Origin of the sequence: Brevibacterium pigmentatum (genome assembly GCF_011617465.1) — a bacterium.
GTDB lineage: Bacteria > Actinomycetota > Actinomycetes > Actinomycetales > Brevibacteriaceae > Brevibacterium > Brevibacterium pigmentatum.
The window spans coordinates 1,279,292-1,300,677 of record NZ_CP050153.1; the positions used below are offsets into that span (position 1 = coordinate 1,279,292).

Annotated in this window: 17 protein-coding genes; 15 read left to right on the forward strand and 2 right to left on the reverse strand. The window is 65.1% G+C overall.

Annotated elements, in window-relative coordinates; genetic code table 11:
* Positions 1–89: 89 nt before the first annotated feature.
* Genes GUY30_RS05750 through hrpA form a run of 3 tightly spaced genes read left to right on the forward strand, consistent with a single transcriptional unit; the run spans position 90 to position 6,514 of the window.
* Positions 90–1,406, forward strand: coding sequence for an Nramp family divalent metal transporter (locus GUY30_RS05750; RefSeq protein ID WP_208091490.1), 1,317 nt, complete (start codon positions 90–92; stop codon positions 1,404–1,406).
* A gap of 50 nt (positions 1,407–1,456) precedes the next feature.
* Positions 1,457–2,065 (forward strand): DinB family protein, encoded by a 609-nt coding sequence (locus GUY30_RS05755; protein ID WP_167194879.1) that lies wholly within the window; start codon positions 1,457–1,459, stop codon positions 2,063–2,065.
* 42 nt (positions 2,066–2,107) lie between these two features.
* On the forward strand, positions 2,108–6,514 hold the full coding sequence (hrpA, locus tag GUY30_RS05760) for an ATP-dependent RNA helicase HrpA (protein ID WP_167194882.1): 4,407 nt from the start codon (positions 2,108–2,110) through the stop codon (positions 6,512–6,514).
* 155 nt (positions 6,515–6,669) lie between these two features.
* On the opposite strand, the gene GUY30_RS05765 is transcribed toward hrpA, so the two are convergent.
* A complete protein-coding gene (locus tag GUY30_RS05765) occupies positions 6,670–7,038 on the reverse strand; it encodes a hypothetical protein (protein ID WP_167194885.1) in 369 nt (122 codons plus the stop codon).
* A gap of 149 nt (positions 7,039–7,187) precedes the next feature.
* Here GUY30_RS05765 and GUY30_RS05770 point away from each other — a divergent pair, with 149 nt between their 5' ends.
* The 11 genes from GUY30_RS05770 (at position 7,188) to GUY30_RS05820 (ending at position 20,005) form a co-directional block, all read left to right on the forward strand.
* Positions 7,188–8,780: a peptide chain release factor 3 gene (locus tag GUY30_RS05770; protein WP_167194888.1), complete on the forward strand. Its 1,593-nt coding sequence runs from the start codon at positions 7,188–7,190 to the stop codon at positions 8,778–8,780.
* A 153-nt stretch (positions 8,781–8,933) separates the two neighbouring features.
* Positions 8,934–10,019: an inositol-3-phosphate synthase gene (locus GUY30_RS05775; protein ID WP_167194891.1), complete on the forward strand. Its 1,086-nt coding sequence runs from the start codon at positions 8,934–8,936 to the stop codon at positions 10,017–10,019.
* A gap of 322 nt (positions 10,020–10,341) precedes the next feature.
* Positions 10,342–11,925 (forward strand): AbgT family transporter, encoded by a 1,584-nt coding sequence (locus tag GUY30_RS05780; protein ID WP_167194894.1) that lies wholly within the window; start codon positions 10,342–10,344, stop codon positions 11,923–11,925.
* A gap of 219 nt (positions 11,926–12,144) precedes the next feature.
* Positions 12,145–12,927 carry a Bax inhibitor-1/YccA family protein gene (locus GUY30_RS05785; RefSeq protein ID WP_167200731.1) on the forward strand — a complete coding sequence of 261 codons (783 nt, stop codon included), beginning with the start codon at positions 12,145–12,147 and terminating at the stop codon, positions 12,925–12,927.
* A gap of 205 nt (positions 12,928–13,132) precedes the next feature.
* The gene (locus GUY30_RS05790) at positions 13,133–14,029 is read left to right on the forward strand and encodes a dihydrodipicolinate synthase family protein (RefSeq protein ID WP_167194897.1); all 897 of its coding nucleotides are present in this window, start codon (positions 13,133–13,135) and stop codon (positions 14,027–14,029) included.
* Positions 14,026–15,543, forward strand: a complete 1,518-nt coding sequence (locus tag GUY30_RS05795; protein ID WP_167194900.1) for an aldehyde dehydrogenase family protein — start codon at positions 14,026–14,028, stop codon at positions 15,541–15,543. The genes GUY30_RS05790 and GUY30_RS05795 overlap by 4 nt, the downstream gene beginning before the upstream one ends.
* Positions 15,544–15,596: 53 nt before the next feature.
* A complete protein-coding gene (locus GUY30_RS05800) occupies positions 15,597–15,923 on the forward strand; it encodes a hypothetical protein (protein ID WP_167194903.1) in 327 nt (108 codons plus the stop codon).
* A 22-nt stretch (positions 15,924–15,945) separates the two neighbouring features.
* On the forward strand, positions 15,946–17,520 hold the full coding sequence (locus GUY30_RS05805; protein ID WP_167194906.1) for a molybdopterin-dependent oxidoreductase: 1,575 nt from the start codon (positions 15,946–15,948) through the stop codon (positions 17,518–17,520).
* Positions 17,521–17,665: 145 nt separating this feature from the next.
* Entirely contained in the window at positions 17,666–17,872 is a 207-nt protein-coding gene (locus tag GUY30_RS05810; protein WP_167194909.1) for a hypothetical protein, read from the forward strand.
* Positions 17,869–19,407: a sodium/proline symporter gene (locus GUY30_RS05815; RefSeq protein ID WP_167194912.1), complete on the forward strand. Its 1,539-nt coding sequence runs from the start codon at positions 17,869–17,871 to the stop codon at positions 19,405–19,407. The genes GUY30_RS05810 and GUY30_RS05815 overlap by 4 nt, the downstream gene beginning before the upstream one ends.
* A 1-nt stretch (position 19,408) precedes the next feature.
* Complete coding sequence (locus GUY30_RS05820; RefSeq protein WP_167194915.1) at positions 19,409–20,005, forward strand: hypothetical protein; 597 nt, start codon at positions 19,409–19,411, stop codon at positions 20,003–20,005.
* 16 nt (positions 20,006–20,021) lie between these two features.
* Here GUY30_RS05820 and GUY30_RS05825 read toward each other — a convergent pair whose 3' ends face one another.
* Entirely contained in the window at positions 20,022–20,444 is a 423-nt protein-coding gene (locus GUY30_RS05825; RefSeq protein ID WP_062861351.1) for a VOC family protein, read from the reverse strand.
* A gap of 18 nt (positions 20,445–20,462) precedes the next feature.
* Between GUY30_RS05825 and GUY30_RS05830 the strand changes: the two genes are divergently transcribed.
* Positions 20,463–21,356, forward strand: a complete 894-nt coding sequence (locus GUY30_RS05830; protein WP_167194918.1) for a helix-turn-helix domain-containing protein — start codon at positions 20,463–20,465, stop codon at positions 21,354–21,356.
* Positions 21,357–21,386 lie beyond the last annotated feature (30 nt).

Below are 21,386 nucleotides of genomic sequence, written 5' to 3' on the forward strand. Positions count from 1 at the left end.
CTGCGCCGCCGATGTGCGGGGAACCCATTGGAGGATCCCCGACCAGATGGTGAGTCTGTGCGCGGCCGAAGATGAAAGCGAAGAACACCATGAGTGAGCAGCCGAACGGTGTGAGTCCCGGCGAGGCGGGCGACCCCGAGGCCGTATCCGGAGTGGAAGAGGCCTCTGGTCCCGCCAAATGGAAGGTCATCGGTCCCGGACTCGTCGTCGCGGCCACCGGTGTCGGCGCCGCCGATATGGTCGCCACCCTCGTCGCCGGAAGCCAATTCGGCTACGGACTGCTGTGGGCCGTGATCGTCGGCGTCATCCTCAAGATCGTCCTCGTCGAAGGGGCCGGCCGATTCAGCCTCGCGACCGGAAAGACGATCTTCGAAGGCTGGCGTTCGCTCGGCCGCTGGACCACGTGGTACTTCGGTCCCTACATCATCATCTGGGGCTTCGTCTACGGAGCGACCGCAATGAGTTCGGCGGCGTTGCCGCTGGCCGCGCTGTTCCCCGGAGTCAACCTCACGGTGTGGTCGGTGCTCATGGGCCTGGCCGGCTTCGCCATGGTGTGGTTCGGCCGCTACGGCGTGTTCGAGAAGATCACCGCCATCCTCGTCGGGATCATGTTCATCACCGTCGTGGGGCTGGCGATCATCGCCGCACCGAACATCCCCGACATGCTCACCGGGCTGATCCCGATCATCCCCGAAGGCGGAGTGATCTACACGCTCGCGCTCGCCGGAGGAGTCGGCGGCACCATCACCCTGGCCGCCTACGGCTACTGGCTGCGCGAGAAGGGCTGGCACACCCCGAAGTGGATGCGGGTGATGCGCATCGACAACTCGATGGCGTACGTGATGACCGGCATCTTCGTCATCGCCATGCTCATCGTCGGCGCCGAAGTCGTCCGCGCCGCGGGAGTCTCGATCTCCGCCGACGACAAAGGGCTGCTCGACCTCGCCGACGTCCTCAAGGCCCGCTACGGCGAGGTCGTGGGTATCGGCTTCCTCGTCGGATTCTGGGCCGCCTCCTTCTCCTCGATCATCGGCGTCTGGAACGGCGTCTCGCTCATGTTCGCCGACTTCTGGGGACACATGCGCAAGAAGCCGGGCGGACACCCCGACACCCTGACCGGCGGCAAGTACTTCAAGTTCTATGTGCTGTGGCTGACCTTCCCGCCGATGCTGCTGTTCATCCTCGGCAAACCGATCGGACTCATCCTCGCCTATGGCGTCCTCGGCTCACTGTTCATGCCGTTCCTCGCCATCACCCTCCTCGGGCTGCTCAACGGCAAGAAGATTCCGAAGGAATGGGCGAACAAGCTGCACACTAACATCGCCCTGGCGATCACCGCGCTGCTGTTCATCATCCTCGGCGTCCAGCAGCTCTACTCGGCGCTGGCACCGCTGTGGGGCGGATAAAAGGCACACACACTATGGTCATCCGACCGTAACCGGGGCAGACTGAGACCATGTCCCGCAACGATGCGATGAAGGCCATTCTCAAGAACTCACTGCAGGCCGGCCGCAGCGACCTGCTGTGGAAACTCGAGGGACTGAGTCAACGAGACCTTCGACTGCCGCAGACACCCACCGGATTCAACCTGCTCGGAGCCGTGAAGCACATGGCCAATGTGGAGGTCGGATACTTCGGCGAAACCTTCGGTCGCTCCTGGCCGCAACCCGAGGAGCTTGTGAGTCTTGACCAGATCGCGACCGACCCGCAGGCCGATTGGTACGCGACTTCTGCCGAATCTGCCGAGCACATCCTCGGCCTGTACCGGCGAGTGTGGACCTTCGCCGATGAGACGATCGACCAGCTCGATCTCGATGCCCAGGGCACGGTGCCGCACTGGCCCGGAGAGCGGGCGACGGTCACTCTGCAGCAGATGATGGTCCACGTCCTCGTCGACCTGACGCGACACCTCGGGCAGGTCGACATCGTGCGGGAGGGCATAGACGGTCAGGCCGGACTCGACCCGAGGATCTCGAACATTCCCGACGACATCGACTGGGATGCCTACCTCGCCTCGCTGCGAGCACTGGCCGATGATTCGGGAAGCCGGTCGGACACCACCTGAGAAGGACCAACTTGGAGGGGCAGACGATAAGCTGGGATCCACATGGCAGAAAACAACTCAGCATCATCGTCTCCGCGAGGACTGCAGCGAACCCCGCAGGATGAGACTCAGGCCCCGCGTACTCCCGCACAGGATCGCTCCGGGCATTCGCAGGCGCACCCGCAGGAGAAGCGGGGAACGCAGGGGAAGAAAGATACACGGGAGAAGCGCTCGCCGCGGCGGAAGAATTCTCGGCGCCGCAACACCGGCGCCGAACATCGCGAACGTCGGGCCCGACTGGCAGCCGCCCGCGCGGCTCATCCGGTCACCGTCTCCTACCCGGCCGATCTGCCGGTCACCGCGGCGAAGGACGAGATCGCGGGCGCGATCAGGGACAACCAGGTCGTCATCATCGCCGGTGAGACGGGATCGGGAAAGACCACCCAGCTGCCGAAGATCTGCCTCGACCTCGGCCTCGGTGTCGACGGACTCATCGGCCACACGCAGCCTCGGCGCATCGCCGCCCGGACCGTGGCCGAGCGCATCGCCGACGAAATCGATGAAGAGCTCGGCAACACCATCGGCTACCAGGTGCGGTTCACCGCGCAGGTCGCCGACTCCACCCGGGTGAAGGTGATGACCGACGGCATCCTGCTGTCCGAGCTCTCGCGTGACAAACTGCTGCGCGACTACGAAGTCATCATCATCGACGAGGCACACGAACGCAGCCTCAACATCGACTTTCTGCTCGGCTATCTCAAGGAAGTCCTCGACAGACGTCCCGATCTCAAGGTCATCATCACCTCGGCGACGATCGATCCCGAATCGTTCTCCGCCCACTTCGATGACGCTCCGATTATCTCCGTCGAAGGCCGCACCTTCCCCGTCGAGGTCCGCTACCGGCCGCTCGGAGATGATCCTGCCGATGACGATGTCGACGGGCCCGGCGAATCCGGAGACTACGAAACCGGAGTCGAGGAGCAGACGGACGGAATCATCTTGGCCGTCGACGAACTCGCCGCCGAAGACCCCGGTGACATCCTCGTCTTCCTCTCCGGAGAACGCGAGATCCGTGACACCGCCGACGCCCTGACCGACCACCTGCGCAGACGTCCGCGAATGAGCAATTGGGAAGTCGTGCCGCTGTTCGCGCGGCTCTCAGCAGGGGAGCAGCAGAAGGTCTTCCAACCGCATTCGCGCCCCCGTATCGTCCTGGCCACGAACGTCGCCGAAACCTCGCTGACGGTGCCCGGAATCAAATACGTCATCGACGTCGGCACCGCCCGCATCTCCCGCTACTCCAACCGCACCCGAGTGCAGCGTCTGCCGATCGAGCGGATCTCCCAGGCCAGCGCGAACCAGCGCAAGGGTCGTTCGGGGCGCACCAGCGACGGCATCTGCATCCGGCTGTACTCGGAAGAGGACTTCGAATCGCGCCCAGAATTCACCGATCCGGAGATTCTGCGCACGAACCTCGCCAGCGTCATCCTGCAGATGGCCTCACTGGGATTCGCCTCGAGCGATCAGGAGATCCTCGACTTCCCGTTCCTCACCCCGCCGGAGGCCAGAGCCGTCCGTGACGGACGCACGATGCTCACCGAACTCGGGGCGCTGACCAGCGACTCTGCTGGGAAGATCCACGTCACCGAGATCGGTCGGAAGCTCACCGTGCTGCCGATCGATCCGCGCCTGGCTCGAATGGTCATCGCCGGGGCGGAAGCCGGCTGTGGGGGAGAGGTCACGGTCATCGTCGCCGCACTGTCGATCCAGGATCCCCGGGAACGCCCGGCCGAGGTCCGAGCCGCCGCCGATGAGAAGCACGCCCGATTCACCCATCGGGGCAGCGACTTCCTGTCCTACCTCAATCTGTGGAACTATCTGCAGAGTCTGCAGGCGGACATGGGGTCGTCGAAATTCCGTCGGCGCTGCAAGGACGAATTCCTCAACTTCGTGCGCATCCGAGAATGGCAGGACCTCGTCGGCCAGCTGCGCTCACTGCTCGGCTCCGCCGGGATCAGGATCGGGAAGTCCGTCTGGCAGCCGACCGACGACGGCGGGTCCGAACTCGGCGCGGACAGCGGAAACGCGGCGACAGGTGGGGCCGGCGACGGTTCCGACCGAGGGCAAGCCGGTCAAGCAGGTCGTGGCGGCGGACGCGGTCGTGGCCGTGAGGGCCAGGGTGCTCGTGACGCTCAGAAGGCTCAACCCGGTCGTGACACCGGGAACGCTCAGGGTGGACGCGGTGCCAACGGCAAGATCGGATTCGCCGAGCTCAGTGCCGCGAAGCGCAGTGCGAAGAAGCAGGGGGTGACCGGACCGGCAGGAGACACCGGGAAACAGGTGGCCGCAGCCAAACTCGACCCGCATGCCGCCGCCATCCACCGGTCTCTGCTCACCGGATTACTGACGATGATCGGTTCACGCTCGGAGCGGCACAAGGACTATCAGGGAGCCCGCGGCACACGCTTCGCGATCTTCCCCGGCTCCGGACTCTTCAAGGTCAACCCCGACTTCGTCATGGCCGCCGAGCTTGTCGAGACTTCCCGCCTGTGGGCACGCACCGTGGCCGCGATCGACCCGGACTGGGTCGTCGAAGCCGCCGGTGATCTGGTCACCCGTCAGCATTCGGACCCGCACTGGTCGACGAAGGCCGGCGCCTCGATGGTGTACGAGAAGATCTCCCTCTACGGGGTCACACTCGTCAGCGACCGTCGCGTCGGCTATGGGCAGATCGACGCAGAAGCCGCACGCGACGCCTTCATCCGCAAGGGCCTCATCGAAGGCGACTGGCACGAGCGCTTCGGTTTCCTCGACCACAATGCTGCCGTCATCGAGGAGGCAGAGGAACTGGCCTCGCGGACGAGGAACCGTCGCGTGCTCGACCAGGACGATGCCCTGTACGAATTCTTCGATGAGCGGATTCCGGAGGGGATCACCTCGGCGGCGGATTTCCGGGGGTGGTGGAAGAAGCAGAAGCGACAGGATGCGCACCTGCTCGACCTCACCACCTCGGTGCTGCTCAGCGACGACAGCGAGGAATTGACCGCCTCGGTGGCCTCGGATTTCCCGATGGAATGGGAACTGACCGACGGCACCCGGGCGAAGCTGCGCTACTCGTTCGACCCCGGCAGCACCGAGGACGGGGTGACCGTGGAGATCCCCGCCGAGGCGGTGCCCGCGGTCGACGCGGACGAGTTCAGCTGGCAGGTCCCCGGGCTGCGCGAAGAACTCGTCGCCGCCTTAATCCGATCACTGCCGAAGAGCAAGCGCCGCTACTTCGTTCCCGCTCCCGACGTCGCTCGCGAGATCCTGCCGGCGCTCACCCCGTATCAGGGAAGTCTGCCGGACGTGCTCGCCGCGTATCTGAGCGAACGCGCCGGCGGGGGAGGGCTGAACGACCTCGTGCCGATCACGGTCACCGCCGATGACTTCGACAGGTCACGGATTCCTGCCCACCTGCGGCTGACCTTCCGGGTCGTCGACGGGAAGAAGACCGTCGGTCTCGGCGAGGACCTCGCTGCGCTGACGACGAAAGCCAAACCGCAGGTGCGCAAGGCCCGACAGAAGCAGAGCGCGTTCACCCCGAAGACCGGGTTGACGGACTGGTCGTTCGGCGAACTGGCCGATCCCGATCAGGCCCCGGCCGGTGTCGTTCCAGGGCTGGCAGACCGGTCGACGTCGGTCGACCTCGTCGCCTTCGACACCGCAGCGCAGGCACGACTGGCCACGCGGGAAGCGATCATCACCCTGCTGGCACAGCACACCGGTGAAGCACTGAAATACCTGCAGGATGGTCTGACGACTCAGGAGAAGCTCGTCCTCGCCGGCCATCAGAAGACCGCCGACGAACTGCTCGTCGGGCTGATTCGGGTCGGGATCCGCGGGCTCGTCGCCGACCGGTTGGGGCCGGCCGAAACGTCGTGGGTGTCCACCGCCGAGGAGTTCGCACGACTGCGCAAGCACGTCGACGCCGAGCTGCCGCTGACCTGTTCGGCACTGCTGCCGGTCCTGATGAAGGCGCTGACGACGGCGACCGAGCTCGACAAGCTCGTGTCGAAGGCCTCCTCGTTGGCGATCCTGGCCAACCTCGCCGATGTGCAGGCGTGGAGCGCCTCCCGGATGAGTACCGCCGCCATTGCGGCGATGACTCCGCAGATGCTGCGCGAACTGCCGCGGTGGGTGCGAGCCGAAGTGGTGCGCATCGGCGGGATGCAGGACTCACCGATCCGGGACAAGCAGCTCATGGACCGGGTCACCGGGAGCGGCAATGATGTGCTCAAGAAGATCGGCAATCGCTTCCCAGCATTGGCGAAGACCGAATGGTCGCAGCTCATCGTGTCTCTGCCTACTACGTGGGTCGAGGTCGTTCTGATGCTCGAAGAGCTGCGAGTGTCACTGTTCGCGAATTCGCTGGGCACTGCGCATCCGGTGTCGGAGAAGCGCATCGCGAAGGCCCTCGCTCAGCTCTGACTCGAGCATCCCTCACCGGCAACGCCACAACGCACTGTTGCACCGGGGTGGAGTGGCGCGGAGAGTGACTGATGCATGAGCACCTGTAGGAGAAGCAGCCGGCGCGAGGAGTTGCGGGTAAATGTACGGATTGCGAGGACCGGTGTGGAGCGAGACTAGACGTCGGCGAAGAAGCCGCTGAAGAGCCACCACAGCGGCAGCGCCCCGGCGGCCAGAAGGGTCGCAACCGCCCACCAGATGCGCCACTTCCAGGTGCGGCGACGGGTGCCGATGAAGAGGAACGCGAGATAGAAGACGAGGCAGAAGGCTCCCGAGAGACTGAGAAGCACCATCCCGGCCGCCTCTCCGCCGGAGGTGCCGAGGTCGAACAGGTACTTCGTCGTCTGCGCGATCTGCCAGGAGAACCAGATCGCCGCGCAGAGCAGCGGGACGCCCAGAACTCCCGCGATGATGAGCGGCAGGGCTTTGAGCCAGCGTTCCTTCGGCTCCGAACGGCCGGCGTATTCGACGAATTCCTCAGACATCGCACCCCAGCATATGGGCAGATTCCGACAGGACGCTGGACGCAACGCCCACCGACGGCGGGCCTGCACGCACAGGTGCTGAAAGCGCCCCCAGCCACTGTGACTGAACGGACACGCCGGAGACGTGCGAAGAACGATACGATATTGCGGTGACTTCTGGCCAGTATTCCGACAAGGACATCCGACACGAGGCGTCCCGCCGCCGCACGTTCGCTGTCATCTCGCACCCCGACGCGGGCAAATCGACGACCACCGAGGCGCTCGCCCTCCACGCTCGCGCCATCGGCCAGGCAGGAGCCACCCATGGCAAGGCAGGTCGCCGTGCCACCGTCTCCGACTGGATGCAGATGGAGCAGGACCGCGGAATCTCGATCTCCTCGGCCGCCCTGCAGTTCGAGTACCGCGACGCCGTGTTCAACCTCGTCGACACCCCCGGCCACGCCGACTTCTCCGAGGACACCTATCGTGTGCTCTCCGCCGTCGACTGCGCCGTCATGCTCATCGACGCCGCCAAGGGCCTCGAGGCGCAGACGATGAAGCTCTTCGAGGTCTGTGCCCACCGGAACATCCCGATCATCACGGTCGTCAACAAGTGGGACCGCCCCGGCCTCGATGCGCTCGAACTCATGGACGAGGTCCAGCAGCGCACCGGCCTCCTGCCCACCCCGATCACCTGGCCCGTCGGCCAGTCCGGAGACTTCCGCGGAGTCCTCGACCGCACCAGCGGCGAGTACACGAAGTACACCCGCACCGATGGCGGTGCCACGATCGCCGGTGAGGACACTTACACGTCCGAGGCGGCCGCCGACCTCGAGGGCGAGGCCTGGACGACCGCTGTCGATGAGTCCGAGCTGCTGGAGATGGAGGACCAGAACCACGACCAGGAGACCTTCCTCGCCGGCAAGTCGACCCCGGTGATGTTCGCCTCGGCCGTGCTCAACTTCGGCATCCACAAACTCCTCGATCTCCTCGTCGATCTCGCCCCGCCCGCTGAGGCCCGCCTGGACAAGGACGATGAGCCCCGCCACGTCGACGAGCCCTTCTCCGGTTTCGTGTTCAAGGTGCAGGCGGGAATGGATTCCAACCACCGTGACCGGCTCGCCTACATCCGAGTCTGCTCGGGAGTCTTCGAACGCGGAACCGTGCTCACCCATGCCAGCACCGGCAAACCGTTCGCCACGAAGTACGCTCAGCAGGTCTTCGGCCGCGACCGCGACGTCGTCGACGAAGCGTTCCCCGGCGATGTCGTCGGGCTGGTCAACGCCTCCGCACTGCGCGTCGGTGACTCCCTCTACCTTGATAAGAAGGTCGAGTTCCCCGGCATTCCGACGTTCTCACCGGAACACTTCATGGTCATCCGCGCCAAAGACTCTTCGAAGTACAAGCAGTTCCGCCGCGGCATCGAACAGCTCGACCATGAAGGCGTCATCCAGGTGCTGCGCTCCGACCTGCGCGGTGATCAGGCGCCCGTTCTCGGCGCGGTCGGACCCATGCAGTTCGAAGTGGCCGAAGACCGGATGACCAACGAATTCAACGCTCCCTGTACCTTGGAGCGCCTGAACTTCTCCCTCGCCCGACGCACCACCCCCGAATGCGTGCCGACCCTGGCCCGGGAGCGTTCGGTCGAGGTCCTCCACCGTTCCGATGGAGAGCTGCTGGCGCTGTTCTCCGACCGGTGGCGGCTGCAGGGCGTGCAGAAGAACCACCCCGACCTGGTTCTCGAACCTCTGGTCGTCAGCTGAGACGAGCGCCGCTCCGAACGGATGCCGGTATCCGGCATTTTGACGCGGACATTATTATGGATAGTTGGGGCCGAAGCGAAGCCCCGCAGGGCTGACCGCCCGCGTGGGACTTCTCCCGCCGCTCGGTGAAACCCGTACAGACAAAGGAGAATTGTGGGAACGAAATCGATTCGAGTCGCGATTGCCGGACTGGGCAACTGCGCCTCGTCCCTGATCCAGGGCGTGGAATACTACCGGAACGCCTCGCCCGGGACGAAGGTTCCCGGCCTCATGCATGTGGAATTCGGGGACTACCACGTCGGTGGCATCGATTTCGTTGCCGCCTTCGACGTCGACGGCAAGAAGGTCGGCGTCGACATCGCCGAGGCGATCACGGCGAGTGAGAACAACACCATCAAACTCGCCGATGTGGAGCCCACCGGCATCGAGGTCCTGCGCGGACCCACACTCGACGGACTCGGCGAGTACTACCGCGACACGATCGTCGAATCCGACCGCGACGCCGTCGACGTGGCCAAGGCCCTGCAGGACGCCGAGGCGGATGTCCTCGTGTGCTACCTGCCCGTCGGTTCGCAGAAGGCCGTCGAGTTCTACGCTCAGGCCGCCATCGATGCGAAGGTCGCCTTCGTCAACGCCCTGCCCGTGTTCATCGCCGGCACCAAGGAATGGGACGAGAAGTTCCGTGCCGCCGGTGTCCCGATCGTCGGTGACGACATCAAGTCCCAGATCGGTGCGACCATCACCCACCGTGTGATGGCGAAGCTGTTCGAAGACCGCGGCGTCGTCCTCGACCGGACCTACCAGCTCAACGTCGGCGGCAACATGGACTTCAAGAACATGCTCGAGCGTCAGCGCCTCGAGTCGAAGAAGATCTCGAAGACCCAGGCAGTGACCTCGAACACCTCGGCCCAGCTGGCCGACCGTGACGTCCACATCGGACCCAGCGACTATGTCGAATGGCTCGACGATCGCAAGTGGGCGTTCGTGCGCCTCGAGGGCCGCAACTTCGGCGACGCCCCGGTGTCCCTGGAGTACAAGCTCGAGGTGTGGGACTCGCCGAACTCCGCCGGCGTCATCATCGACGCCGTGCGTGCGGCGAAGATCGGCCTCGACCGCGGAATCGGCGGAGCGCTGATCTCCGCTTCCTCGTACTTCATGAAGTCGCCCCCGGAGCAGCAGGACGACGACGCCGCCCACGAGGCCGTCGAAGCGTTCATCCGCGGCGACATCGAACGCTGATTTCGCCGAGGCGGCCCACCCTCATCCCGAGTGCTGAGCCGCCTTCCGGTTGAGAGGGCGCCGCCCGCAGACACCTGCGGTCGGCGCCCTCACCTATTCACCACCGTCGGGGAGCTCGACCATCAACGTCGGTGAGCACGAGACCGCACTGCCGCCTCGGCGGGGGACGGGTGCGTCCGGCCGCATCCGAATATCCGGAATATGAGATTTCCGTGACACAACGCCGATTGTCCATGAGACTTGCTCCTTGAGGTGCTCGCACTCACAGGGGCGACACCGGGCTCAACGCATTCGCCAGCGCCACCCCGACCGAGGAGACCTGATGTCGAGCACCACACCTGCGACCGCAGAGAAGAGGAATGACGGTTCCGAGCTGAGCTGGCTCATGCGCGTCCTCGTCATCATCGAAAAGGCCGGCAATAAGCTGCCGCACCCGTTCTGGCTGTTCCTGTCGCTGGCCGTCATCGTCATGATCCTCTCGGCGATCTTCGCCTCCACCGGTCTCAACGCCGTCAACCCGGCCACGGACGAGAAGGTGACGGTGACGAACCTCTTCTCCACCGAATCGCTGCGTGAGATCGTCGCGGGAGCCACGAACAACTTCGTCACCTTCCCACCGCTGGGACTCGTCCTCATCGTGCTCATCGGCGTAGCCGTGGCCGAACAGTCCGGACTCATCCCGGCGATGCTGCGCGGAACCATCGCCGGGGCCTCGCCGAAGTGGATCACGTTCATCGTCGCCCTGGCCGGAACCGCCTCGTCGATCGCCTCCGACGCCTCCTACATGATCATGATTCCCCTCGGCGGACTAGCGTTCAAAGCCGTCGGCCGCAATCCGCTGCTCGGCTGCCTCGTCGCCTACGCGGCGACCTCGGGAGGCTATTCGGCAGCACCCATGGTCAATTCGCTCGACACGATCCTCGGCGGTCTCTCGACCTCGGCCGCGCAGATCATCGACGCCGACTACACCGTCAGCCCGGTCGCGAACTTCTACTTCAACTTCGTCTCCATGTTCGTCGTCGCCGCCGCGGTGACCCTGGTGACCGAGCTGGTCCTGTCCAAGCGAGCCGACCAGATCGAACTCGACGAGGAGACCGAGGACGATCCGGACAACTTCGACGTCAAGATGGCCCTCGACGCCAATGAGAAGCGCGGAATCGTCATCGCCGTCATCTCGATCATCGTCTGCGCCGCGGTGCTGTTCGCTCTCGCCTGGCCCGCCGGATCGTTCCTCCGCGACGAGGCCGGAGGCTTCGGCCCCGAATCCGGTCTGATGGCAGGAATCGCCGCGATCATCGGCTTCGGCTTCTTCATCGTCGGCATCGTCTACGGCTACGCCACCGGGTCGATCAAGCGCACCGCTGACATCCCGGAGATGATGGGCAAGGGACTGCTGCCGTTTGTGCCGGTCATCGTGCTGTTCTTCGCTGCCAGCCAGTTCCTCGCGCTGTTCAAGATGTCCAACCTCGGCGAGATCTTGGCGATCAAGGGCGCCGAGGTGTTCGGAGCCCTCAACACCGGCCCCTTCGTCATCCTCCTCGGCGGATGGCTGCTCGTGGCGCTCGGCGCGCTGTTCCTCACCTCCGGTTCGGGACTGTGGACGCTCATGGCCCCGGTGCTCGTCCCGATGTTCATGCTCCTGTCGATCTCCCCGGAGACCACCCAGGCCCTCTACCGCATCGGTGATTCGACGACGAACATCATCTCTCCGATGAGCCCGTACTTCGTCGTGGTCCTCGGGTTCGTGCAGCGGTACAAGAAGGACGCAGGCATCGGCACTGTGCTCTCGTTCACGATCCCGCTGTCGTTCGCCATGTTCGTCTTCTGGGGGCTCCTGTTCTTCATCTGGTGGGCCACCGGCATCCCGTGGGGACCGGGCGCGGCCACTCATTACCAGATGGGCTGAACTGTCACTGCCCGATGGGCTGAACCGGGAATTATCCGCTGGAATCAGGTGTTGTCCACCACAGCATCACGATCGTGCAACGTCGGACCGTGCTGGCCGGGATCCTCAGTTCCCGTCCAGACCGTCCGGTTAGACTGTGACCGTGAAAGATCATCTGCGCAGCCTGCCGGCTGTGCACATTCTGCTCAGATCGAAAGGATCTCGACCGTGAGTAACCCCATGATGAACCGGGCTATCAATCAGGGAGCCCAGGCCGGACGCAATCAGCCGGTCATGTCCGATCAGGAGCTCAACAACCTGTTCAATCAGCCTGCCGCGCAGAACCGCAACGCAGGCCCCCAGGTCGCCGACCGTGCGATGACGTATGACGATGTGATGATGAAGACCGGTGTGCTCTTCGCCATCCTCCTCGCCGGTGGCGTCGTCGGCTGGCTCGTTCCGATGTTGGCGCTGCCGGCAGCGATCATCGCACTCGTCCTCGGACTCGTCAACGCCTTCAAGAAGGAACCGAGCAAGGCGCTGATCATCGGCTATGCCGCATTCGAGGGCGTCTTCCTCGGCGGCATCTCCGGCATGTTCGAATCCATGTACCCCGGCATCGTCGTCCAGGCCGTGCTCGCCACGCTCAGCGTCTTCGGCGTCATGCTCGCCCTGTTCAAGTTCAAGGGTGTGCGCTACGGCTCGAAGATGATGAAGTTCATGATGATCGCCGTCGGCGGCTACGCGGTCTTCTCGATCATCAACTTCTTCTTCGCCATGTTCACCGGCTCCGGCGGTGCCCGCAGCATCGAGGTCTTCGGCATCCCTCTGGGAATCATCATCGGCATCGTCGCCACCGTGCTCGCCGCGATGACCCTGATCATGGACTTCCAGATGATCGAAGAGGGCGTCAAGCACCAGATCCCGGAGAAGTACTCCTGGATGTGCGCCTTCTCGCTCATGGTCACCCTCGTGTGGCTCTACATCGAGATCCTGCGCCTCATCTCCTACTTCAGAGACTGAGAGACGGTCGCGCCCCACACCTGTGGGCCGCGGCCGAGCGCTGAACGAAGGGCGGATCCCCGAAATGGGGGTCCGCCCTTCGTCGTCGCCATTGCTTGTGATCACTTTTCTGCCTATCGTCTGAGATACCGACGAGAAGCGTCGGCGGACCGACTTCATCGCTGAAGCGCGGACCACAGATCTCAAGGCCTGAGAGGACGATTCGATGACGAATCCGATGCACGGTGTGTTCGCCGTACCCACGACTCCCTATACCGAGGACGGAGACCAGAACCTCGACGCCCTGGGCGGTCGCATCGAGGAGGTGCTCGCCTCCGGTGTGACCGGTCTCCTCGGTCTCGGCGCCACGGGGGAGGCACTGGCGCTCGGCACTGCGGAGAGGGAAGCTCAGATCAAGACCATCGTCTCGGCCGTCGACGGCCGGGCGCATGTGGTCATCGGATGCATGGCATACACCCCGTCGGAGATGTCGGCCCAGATCACCGCGGCCGCCGGTTGGGGTGCCGACGCCATCATGGTCACCCCTCCCTTCTACGGCGGGCTCGAACCCGACGCCGTCATCGCCGCCCTGCGACCGGTCCTCACCGCCTCCGAACTGCCGGTCATGGTCTACAACAATCCCCACTCCACCGGTACCGACCTGCTCCCGGACCACCTCGCCTCGCTCCAGGACACCGGCAGATTCTGGAGCGTCAAAGAGACCTCGGGCGAAGCCACCCGGATTCGGGAGCTGCGCAGCCGCCTCGGTGACGACACCGACATCTTCGTCGGCGCCGACGGAATCGCGCTCGAAGGCTTCGCCCAGGGCGCCAGCGGCTGGGTGGCAGCATCGGCGTGGCTGCTGCCCGAACACTGCCAGAAACTCTGGAAGCTGGCCGACAGCGGTGATTGGGCCGATGCCGTCGACCTCTGGAGAAGCCTGGGACGCGCCCTCGGACTCATCGAGGGCGACTCCGCCTTCATCTCACTCATCAAACAGGCACTCAGCAATTCCGGCCGTGAACAGGGACCGGTGCGTCCACCCCTGCCGACCGCCGACCCCGAAGCCCTGGCGGCGCTGCTCGACGCGATCGCCGAGCTGGAGAGGAACCACACAGCATGAGCACCACGACATCAGCAGAGAACACCCTCGTCGACCGCGGCCGCACCGCACTGAGAGCGATCATCGACGGCAACCTCGGACAGTGGATCGGAGGCCGAGCCGTCACCGGCGCCGGAGACGAGATCAGTCTCATCTCACCGAGCGAGGGCACGGTCATCGGCAGCCTCTCCGCGGCGAGCGAGCAGCAGCTCGATGAGACGGTCGCCGCAGCACGCAGCGCCTTCAACGAAGCCGACTGGGTCGACGATGCGAAGCTGCGAGCCCGCGTGCTGCGTCGCCTCGCCGACCTCGTCGAAGCCGACGCCGAAGAGATCGCCTATCTCGACGGCATCGAAGCCGGAAAGGTCGCCCTCGGCAGCGTCGAGGAAGACGTTCCCGACGTCGCCGCGAACCTCAGACTGAGCGCCGACCTCATCTCCCGCGATGACGGACGCTATCTGCAGGGCCCCGACGGGTGGGGCTGGGTGACGAAAGTGCCCAGCGGAGTCGTCGGAGCGATCCTGCCGTGGAACTATCCCGTCGCCATGCTCGGCTGGAAGATCGCCCCGGCCCTGGCCGCCGGCAATGCCATGGTTGTCAAAACCTCCGAGGACTCGACGCTCAGCGCCCTTCACCTCGCCAGACTCGCCACCGAGGCAGGGGTGCCCGACGGCATCCTCAACGTACTCACGGGCACCGGTGCGGGAATCGGCGCCGCCATGGGCATGCACCTCGGCATCGACGTGCTCACCTTCACCGGTTCCGGACCCGTCGGCCGATCCTTCCTCGAATCCTCGGCGCGATCGAACCTCAAGAAGGTGTCCCTCGAACTCGGTGGCCGTGCCGGCTATATCGTCGACTCCGATCACGCCACGGACTTCCGGGCCATCGCCGCCGACATCGCCGGTGCCGCCTTCGGCACCAGCGGTCAGAACTGCACCGCCGCATCTCGGGTCATCTACGTCGGCGACGATGACGAGAGGTTCGCCGAATTCCGCACCGCGCTCATCGACGCGATCGAGGCACTGACCGTCGGCGATCCCTTCGACGACGGCACGGACGTCGGACCGGTGATCAACGCCCGCGCCCACGACCGCATCACCTCCTGGGTCGACGAAGCGGTGGAGAAGGGAGCGCGAATCCTCAACACCCGTGCCGACGTCCCCAGCACCGGCACCTGGTACCCGCCGACCGTCATCGAGAACGTGCCTGACGACAGCGAACTCGGCCGCGGAGAGATCTTCGGCCCCGTCACCCAGCTGCTGCGACGCACCGACAGAGACGACGCCGTCGACCTCATCAACGGCGAACCCTATGGGCTGGCCTCGAGCGTGTGGTGCGAGGACATCGCCCGAGTCCGATGGTGGGCCAGCCGGATCCGCGTGGGCACGCTCGCCGTCAACGGCTACAGCGAAGGCACCGAAGCCACTCCGTTCGGCGGAATGCGACAGTCCGGATTCTGGGGCCGCGACAACGGCCCGGAAGCGCTGGAGACCTATCAGGAGACCATGACCGTATGGGTCGCCGACTCCTGAGCATCGTCTTGAGTTCCGCCGCTGCCGCCACTCCTGAGGACTATCATGGGTCCATGACCACAGCAGCGGCGGAACTCGAGACCGAGGTGCGTCGTCTGCGGATCCGAATCATCTCCCTGACCACCGCCCAACTCGACGAGGCGGTCCCGCGGGCACCGAGCAGACGGGCAGCCATCCGTGAGGCCCTCAACGAATTCTCGTCGATCGGCTCCGACGCCCGACCAGTGCCGGAACTCGGCGATCAGAACCTCGCCGATCAGGTCGTCGTGCTCCTCGAACACGGACTGCGTGCGGCTCAGACACTGCCCGAACCCGACCGCGCGAATCGCATCGGCACCCTCACCGAGGCGGCCGTGCGCCTCCGTCGCATCCTGGCCTGAGGATGGGGACCGGGAGGGCATGATGGCGGGCACTCGACGCACCTGGCCTTCCGTGATCTCCGGGATCGTTGCGACCCTCATCTACTTCGGCGTCGCCGAACTCATCGCCCGCAGCCTGGACGTGGCATCAGCCCCGGCGCTGCTCATCGGCCAAGCCCTCATCCCGCTGATGCCCACGGTGCTCATCAAGCCCGCGATCGCGATCTTCGGCGCTCACGACAAACTCGCTCTCGTCATCACCATCGTCGCCGGTGGAGCCGGACTCGGCGCGATCATCGGGTGGATCGGCGCCCGACGTCGAGGTCTCGCGCTCGTTCTGCTCATCGGCTTCGGACTGCTGCCGGCCGTCGTCGGCTTCAGCTCCGGTGCCGGTCTGGTGGCCACCCTGCCGAGTCTCGGCGGAATCGCCGCCGGAGCAGCGGCCTTCCTCGTCCTCCTTCACCTCGCCGAGGCTCCGACTCGAGCCGGACAAGGCACGGCCGGCACGCCCTCGGAAACCACGTCATCTCCGACCCGACCCGGGCGGAGGGCCTTCTTCGGGCTGGCCGCGGGACTGAGCGCGGTCGGCATCTCCGCCGTCGCGGCCGGACAGTCCGCGGCCACACTGGCGCGCAGTGCGGCAGGAACGGTGACGAAGCTCGTCCTGCCACGGCCGGCCGCCTCAGCGCCGGAGATCCCCGCGGGCGCCGAACTCGACGTACCCGGACTGACCCCGCTGGTCACGGAGACCTCTGACTTCTATCGCATCGACACGGCGCTGTTCCCGCCGTCGATCGATGCGGGAACGTGGATGCTGCGCGTCCACGGAATGGTCGAGAACGAGTTCACGATCTCCATGGCCGAACTCCTCGAACTTCCACTCCAGGAGCATTATGTGACCCTGGCCTGCGTCTCGAACGAGGTCGGCGGCGACCTCGTCGGCAATGCGAAATGGCTGGGCTATCCGATCCGGGATCTGCTCGCCAGGGCGAAACCGCACGCCGGCGCGGACATGGTGCTCTCGGGCTCCGATGACGGATTCACCGCCTCCACCCCGCTCGAAGTGCTCACCGATGACCGGGCGGCCCTGCTGGCCGTGGCCATGAACGGCCACGCCCTGCCACGCGACCACGGATACCCGGCCCGGCTGGTCGTCCCGGGACTCTACGGGTACGTCTCGGCCACGAAATGGGTGACCGATATCGAGGTGACGAGGTTCGCGGGCAAGGAAGCATATTGGACGACCCGCGGCTGGTCCACCCACGGACCCGTGCTGGTGGCCTCCCGCATCGATGTGCCCCGCCCCGGCGCCACCGTTACGCCCAAGAGCGGCGACCGGATCGTCACCGCAGGCATGGCCTGGGCGCAGCACACCGGCATCGAGAAGGTGCAGGTGCGCATCGACAACGGGGACTGGACCGAAGCGGAACTGAGCGAGGAACTCACCGCCGATACGTGGCGGCAGTGGCGGTGCGAGCACACGGGACTGAGCACGGGCACGCATACCGTCAGCGTCCGCGCGATCGACCAGGACGGAAACGTGCAGACCTCGGAGCGCAGGCCCGCCATTCCCGGTGCCGCGACGGGACTCCACGAACGCCAGTTCACCGTCGAATGACGCCGCGCACCAGGTGGGAAAGGACTCGAGTCTGACCAGCACTTCCCACCATGCGAGCCCGGTGCGGCAGTCTCAGGCTTCTCGCGATACGTTGTAATCTCACTCACAGAAGCTGTTCTACTTACGTCACAACGAGGTGGTCAACGTGTTCGGTCTCCCGACGGCGACGGTCGTCATCATTGTCGGCATCCCTGCGATCTGGGTGATCTACACCCTTGTCTTCGTCTTCCTCTCCCGCGGATGGAAGGCCGAGGACGTGGCCGAGGATCAGGCACTGGCGCGAACCGCGAACGGCACGGACGGACGAGACGGCGGGGCCGCCTCGGCGAACGGGAACGGGGGAGCGGCATGAACATCGAAACCTGGTTCCTCGTCATCTACTTCGTCGCCATGGCCGGGATCGGCGTGTGGACGCTCAAGATCGGGTCGAAGGGCAGCGAGGGATATCTGCTGGGCGGCCGCAGCTTGGGCGCCGCGGTCACGGCTCTGCGTCTGCAGTCGTCGTCGATGTCGGGGTACATGTTCCTCGGTGCGGGATCGCTGGCCTATACGAAGGGCTACTTCTCACTCTGGTACGCGATGGGTGACATCGGCGGCGGCGTCCTCAATCTCTCGATCCTGGGCCGGCGGATGCGCAAGCTCTCGCAGATCCTCGGATCGCTCACATCGATCGAATACCTCGAACATCGGTATCCGTCGAAGTGGATCCGCGCGATCGCCGCACCGGTCGCGCTGTTCTGCATCTTCTTCTATGTCATGAGCCAGTTCATCGCCGGCGGACGCGGCCTCGAGATGGTCACCGGCGTCCCCTACGCCTGGGCGCTGCTCATCGCCGTCGGCGTCATCGTCTTCTACACCTTCCTCGGCGGCTACCTCGCCGTGGCCTACACCGACTTCGTGCAGGCGATCATCATGCTCATCGGCATGGTGTGGATCCTCATCGCCTGTCTGCAGGCCGTGGGCGGATGGACGGCCGGCAACGAGGCGGTCGGGCAGATCAATCCGAACCTGCTGACCATGTGGGGACCCGATGGAATCGAATCCGTCCAATGGGGAGTCATCGTCGGCGCCGTCCTCGTCTTCTCCATCGGCTATATGGGCTGGCCGCACGTCAACGTCAGCCATATGGCGATGAAGCGGCCCTCGGTGGCCAGGCGCGCCAGCCTCTACGCCACCGGGTTCAACCTGCTGTTCATCCCGGCCCCCTATATCGTCGGCATCATGGCGCTCGTCCTGTTGCCGACCCTGGACAACCCGGAACTCGCGGTCTTCCAAGTCGCTGACACGGTGCTGCCGGACTTCGCCGTGGGCATCGTCATGGCCGGAATCATGGCCGCGATCATGTCCACCGCGGACGCTCTGCTGCTGCAGTCGGGCACGATCGCCAGCCAGGACCTGTTCCAGCGCTTCTTCAAGAAGGACATGTCCGACCAACAGTCCGTCTGGGTCTCGCGGTTCACCGTCCTGGTGCTGGCGATCATCGGCTACTTCGTCGCCGTGAACGATCCGCCCGCAGTCGCCGAGGTGGTCATCTTCTCCACCACGGTGCTCGGCGCCGCATTCGTCCCCGTCTACATCGCCGCCGCGTGGTGGAAGAAGGCGAACGTGCCCGGTGCGATCACCTCGATGATCGCCGGCACCGTGTCCTCCGTCGTCTGGCAGCTCACCGGACTCGTCGACGTCACCGGAATCGACCCCATGGGAATCGGCATCGTGTGCTCGACGCTGGCTCTCATCCTCGTCTCCCTGGCCACCCAGCGTTCGCATCCGGTGCCTGCCCACGTGCTTGAGGCCATGAAGGAGACCGACAAGATCGGTGCGGTTCCCGCGCACATGCTCACCGGTCAGAACGATTCCCTGGCCGGTCAGGTTCCGAAAGACGCCTGAGATGAGTGCTGAGATCGGAACCGGGCACCCGGTCGGCCCGGACCTGCAGGTCGAGGATCCGGTGCGAATGGAACCGCACGTCACTACCGCCGAGGCGCTCGCCGCCTTCCAGCGCAAGCTCCCGGGCGCTGTCGCCGAGGCGAGAATCGTCCACCATCCGTTCTGGTGGGCCGCCCTCGATGTGCGCACTCGTGGATTCTTCCGTCGGGGTGCGGCCGGGCCGGGGCAGCGCATGGACGTGCTCGTCAATGCGGTGTCCGGGCGGGGCATGATCGCGGACTTCACCCCTCGCGGCGCCTCCGCGGACCCTGAGGAGTGGTCCAGTCTGATCGGCGAGCAGGCGGGACCGCTGCCGAGCCCGGGGGCGGCCGAGCGGACCGCACGATCATTGGCCCGTGCGAAGGTCGTCAAGACGGTCAAACTCGGGATGGGCATCGACATCACGCCCGCCGACGGTCTGCGCGGTGTGCTCAAACCTAACTGGATCGTCACCGGAGGGAATGAGAAGCATTCGGCGACGATCCTCGTCGACGGTCTGGACGGGTCGCACTACATTGTGCGGGTGGACAAGGCAGGGCGGAGCCGAGAGATCGGCTGAACGACAGCCGGGATGCTCAGCCCCAGTTCTTGGCGTCCGTGATGCAGAACGGATGACCGGCCGGGTCGAGGAGCACGACCCAGGTCTCGCCCGGCTGCGGTTCGGCTCGGGAGGCACCGAGTGCGACACAGCGATCGGCTGCCGCTTCGATGTCATCGGCGGCGAGGTCGAGGTGGAACTGCTTGTGTCCGTCGTCGGGCCAGCTCGGTCGCTGATAGTCCGGGATCGTGCCGATGCCCAGGGCATGGCTGGGGCCGGTGAGCATCGCATAGTTCTCGTCCGAATAGGCGATGGGCCAGCCGAGGACGGCGGAGTAGAACTCTCCGAGAACGGCTGCGTTCGGGGCGTCGAGGGTGACCATCGCCAGAGTGGCGACGGGGGTTGCGGTAGTGCTGTCGGCAGCGGTCGGGGCGGTGTCGGTCTTCTGTGTTTGAGTCATGTCTGACATTCTTGTGCCATGGACGACGACGTCACTAGGAAAAATGCGTCACTGCCGCAGCACTTCTTCGGACGTGTGCTCAAGCCGGGGGAGATGCTCGAGCATGCGCGTTATTCGTCCGTTCGTGTCGTCGCCGAGCGCCTGCGCCCCTTCGTCAAACGCTATTGGGCCGTCGAGTGGGATCTGCCGGAGGGCGAGAGCTATCAGACGGCGACCTTGTCCGAACCGACCATCCATCTGACCTTCGAGTTCGGCGACAGCCGGCGGGCGCACGTGGACGGGCCTGGGGCATGGGTGACCGGTCCGGTCACCAAGCGTCGCTTCGATGTGGGAATCTTCGGACGCGGCGGAGTCTTCGGCGTGAACTTTCAGCCGGGTGCGACACTGGCGTTCTCCGAGGAGAAGCCGGCGAGCATCCGTGATTCGACCGTCCCTGCCGAACTGTGGTTTCCGAGGTTGGATGACGACCTCGGACTCTCTGAGATGTTTGCTCAGTCGCAGAGAGCCGGGACGCCCGACTTCAGCGAATTGGCCGCTTCGGTGGAAAGCTGGCTGCTGTCCTGGCAGCCGCAGATGACCCCGTCGTTCGAACGGCTGAAACGGGTGCTCGACATCCTGTCCGACCCCGAAGTCGTGAGCCTGAAGGTCCTCGCGGAGAGAGCCGATATCGGTGAGCGTACGCTGCAGCGGATATTCAGCAGCTTCTGCGGAGTCGGAGTGAAGAAGATCTTGGCCAGGGCACGGATCATCGACGCGGTCGCAGCGATCGACCGCGGGTGGGACGGAAATCTGGCCGACCTCGGCGCACACTTCGGATGGTTCGATCAATCGCATTTCAGCACGGACTTCGTTCGCGTCACCGGCTTCAGTCCGGCCGAGTACGCGCAGCGGAAGTCGGCGCGCATCAGCTGAAATTGAAAGTGGCCCGGAAACGTCGAGGAA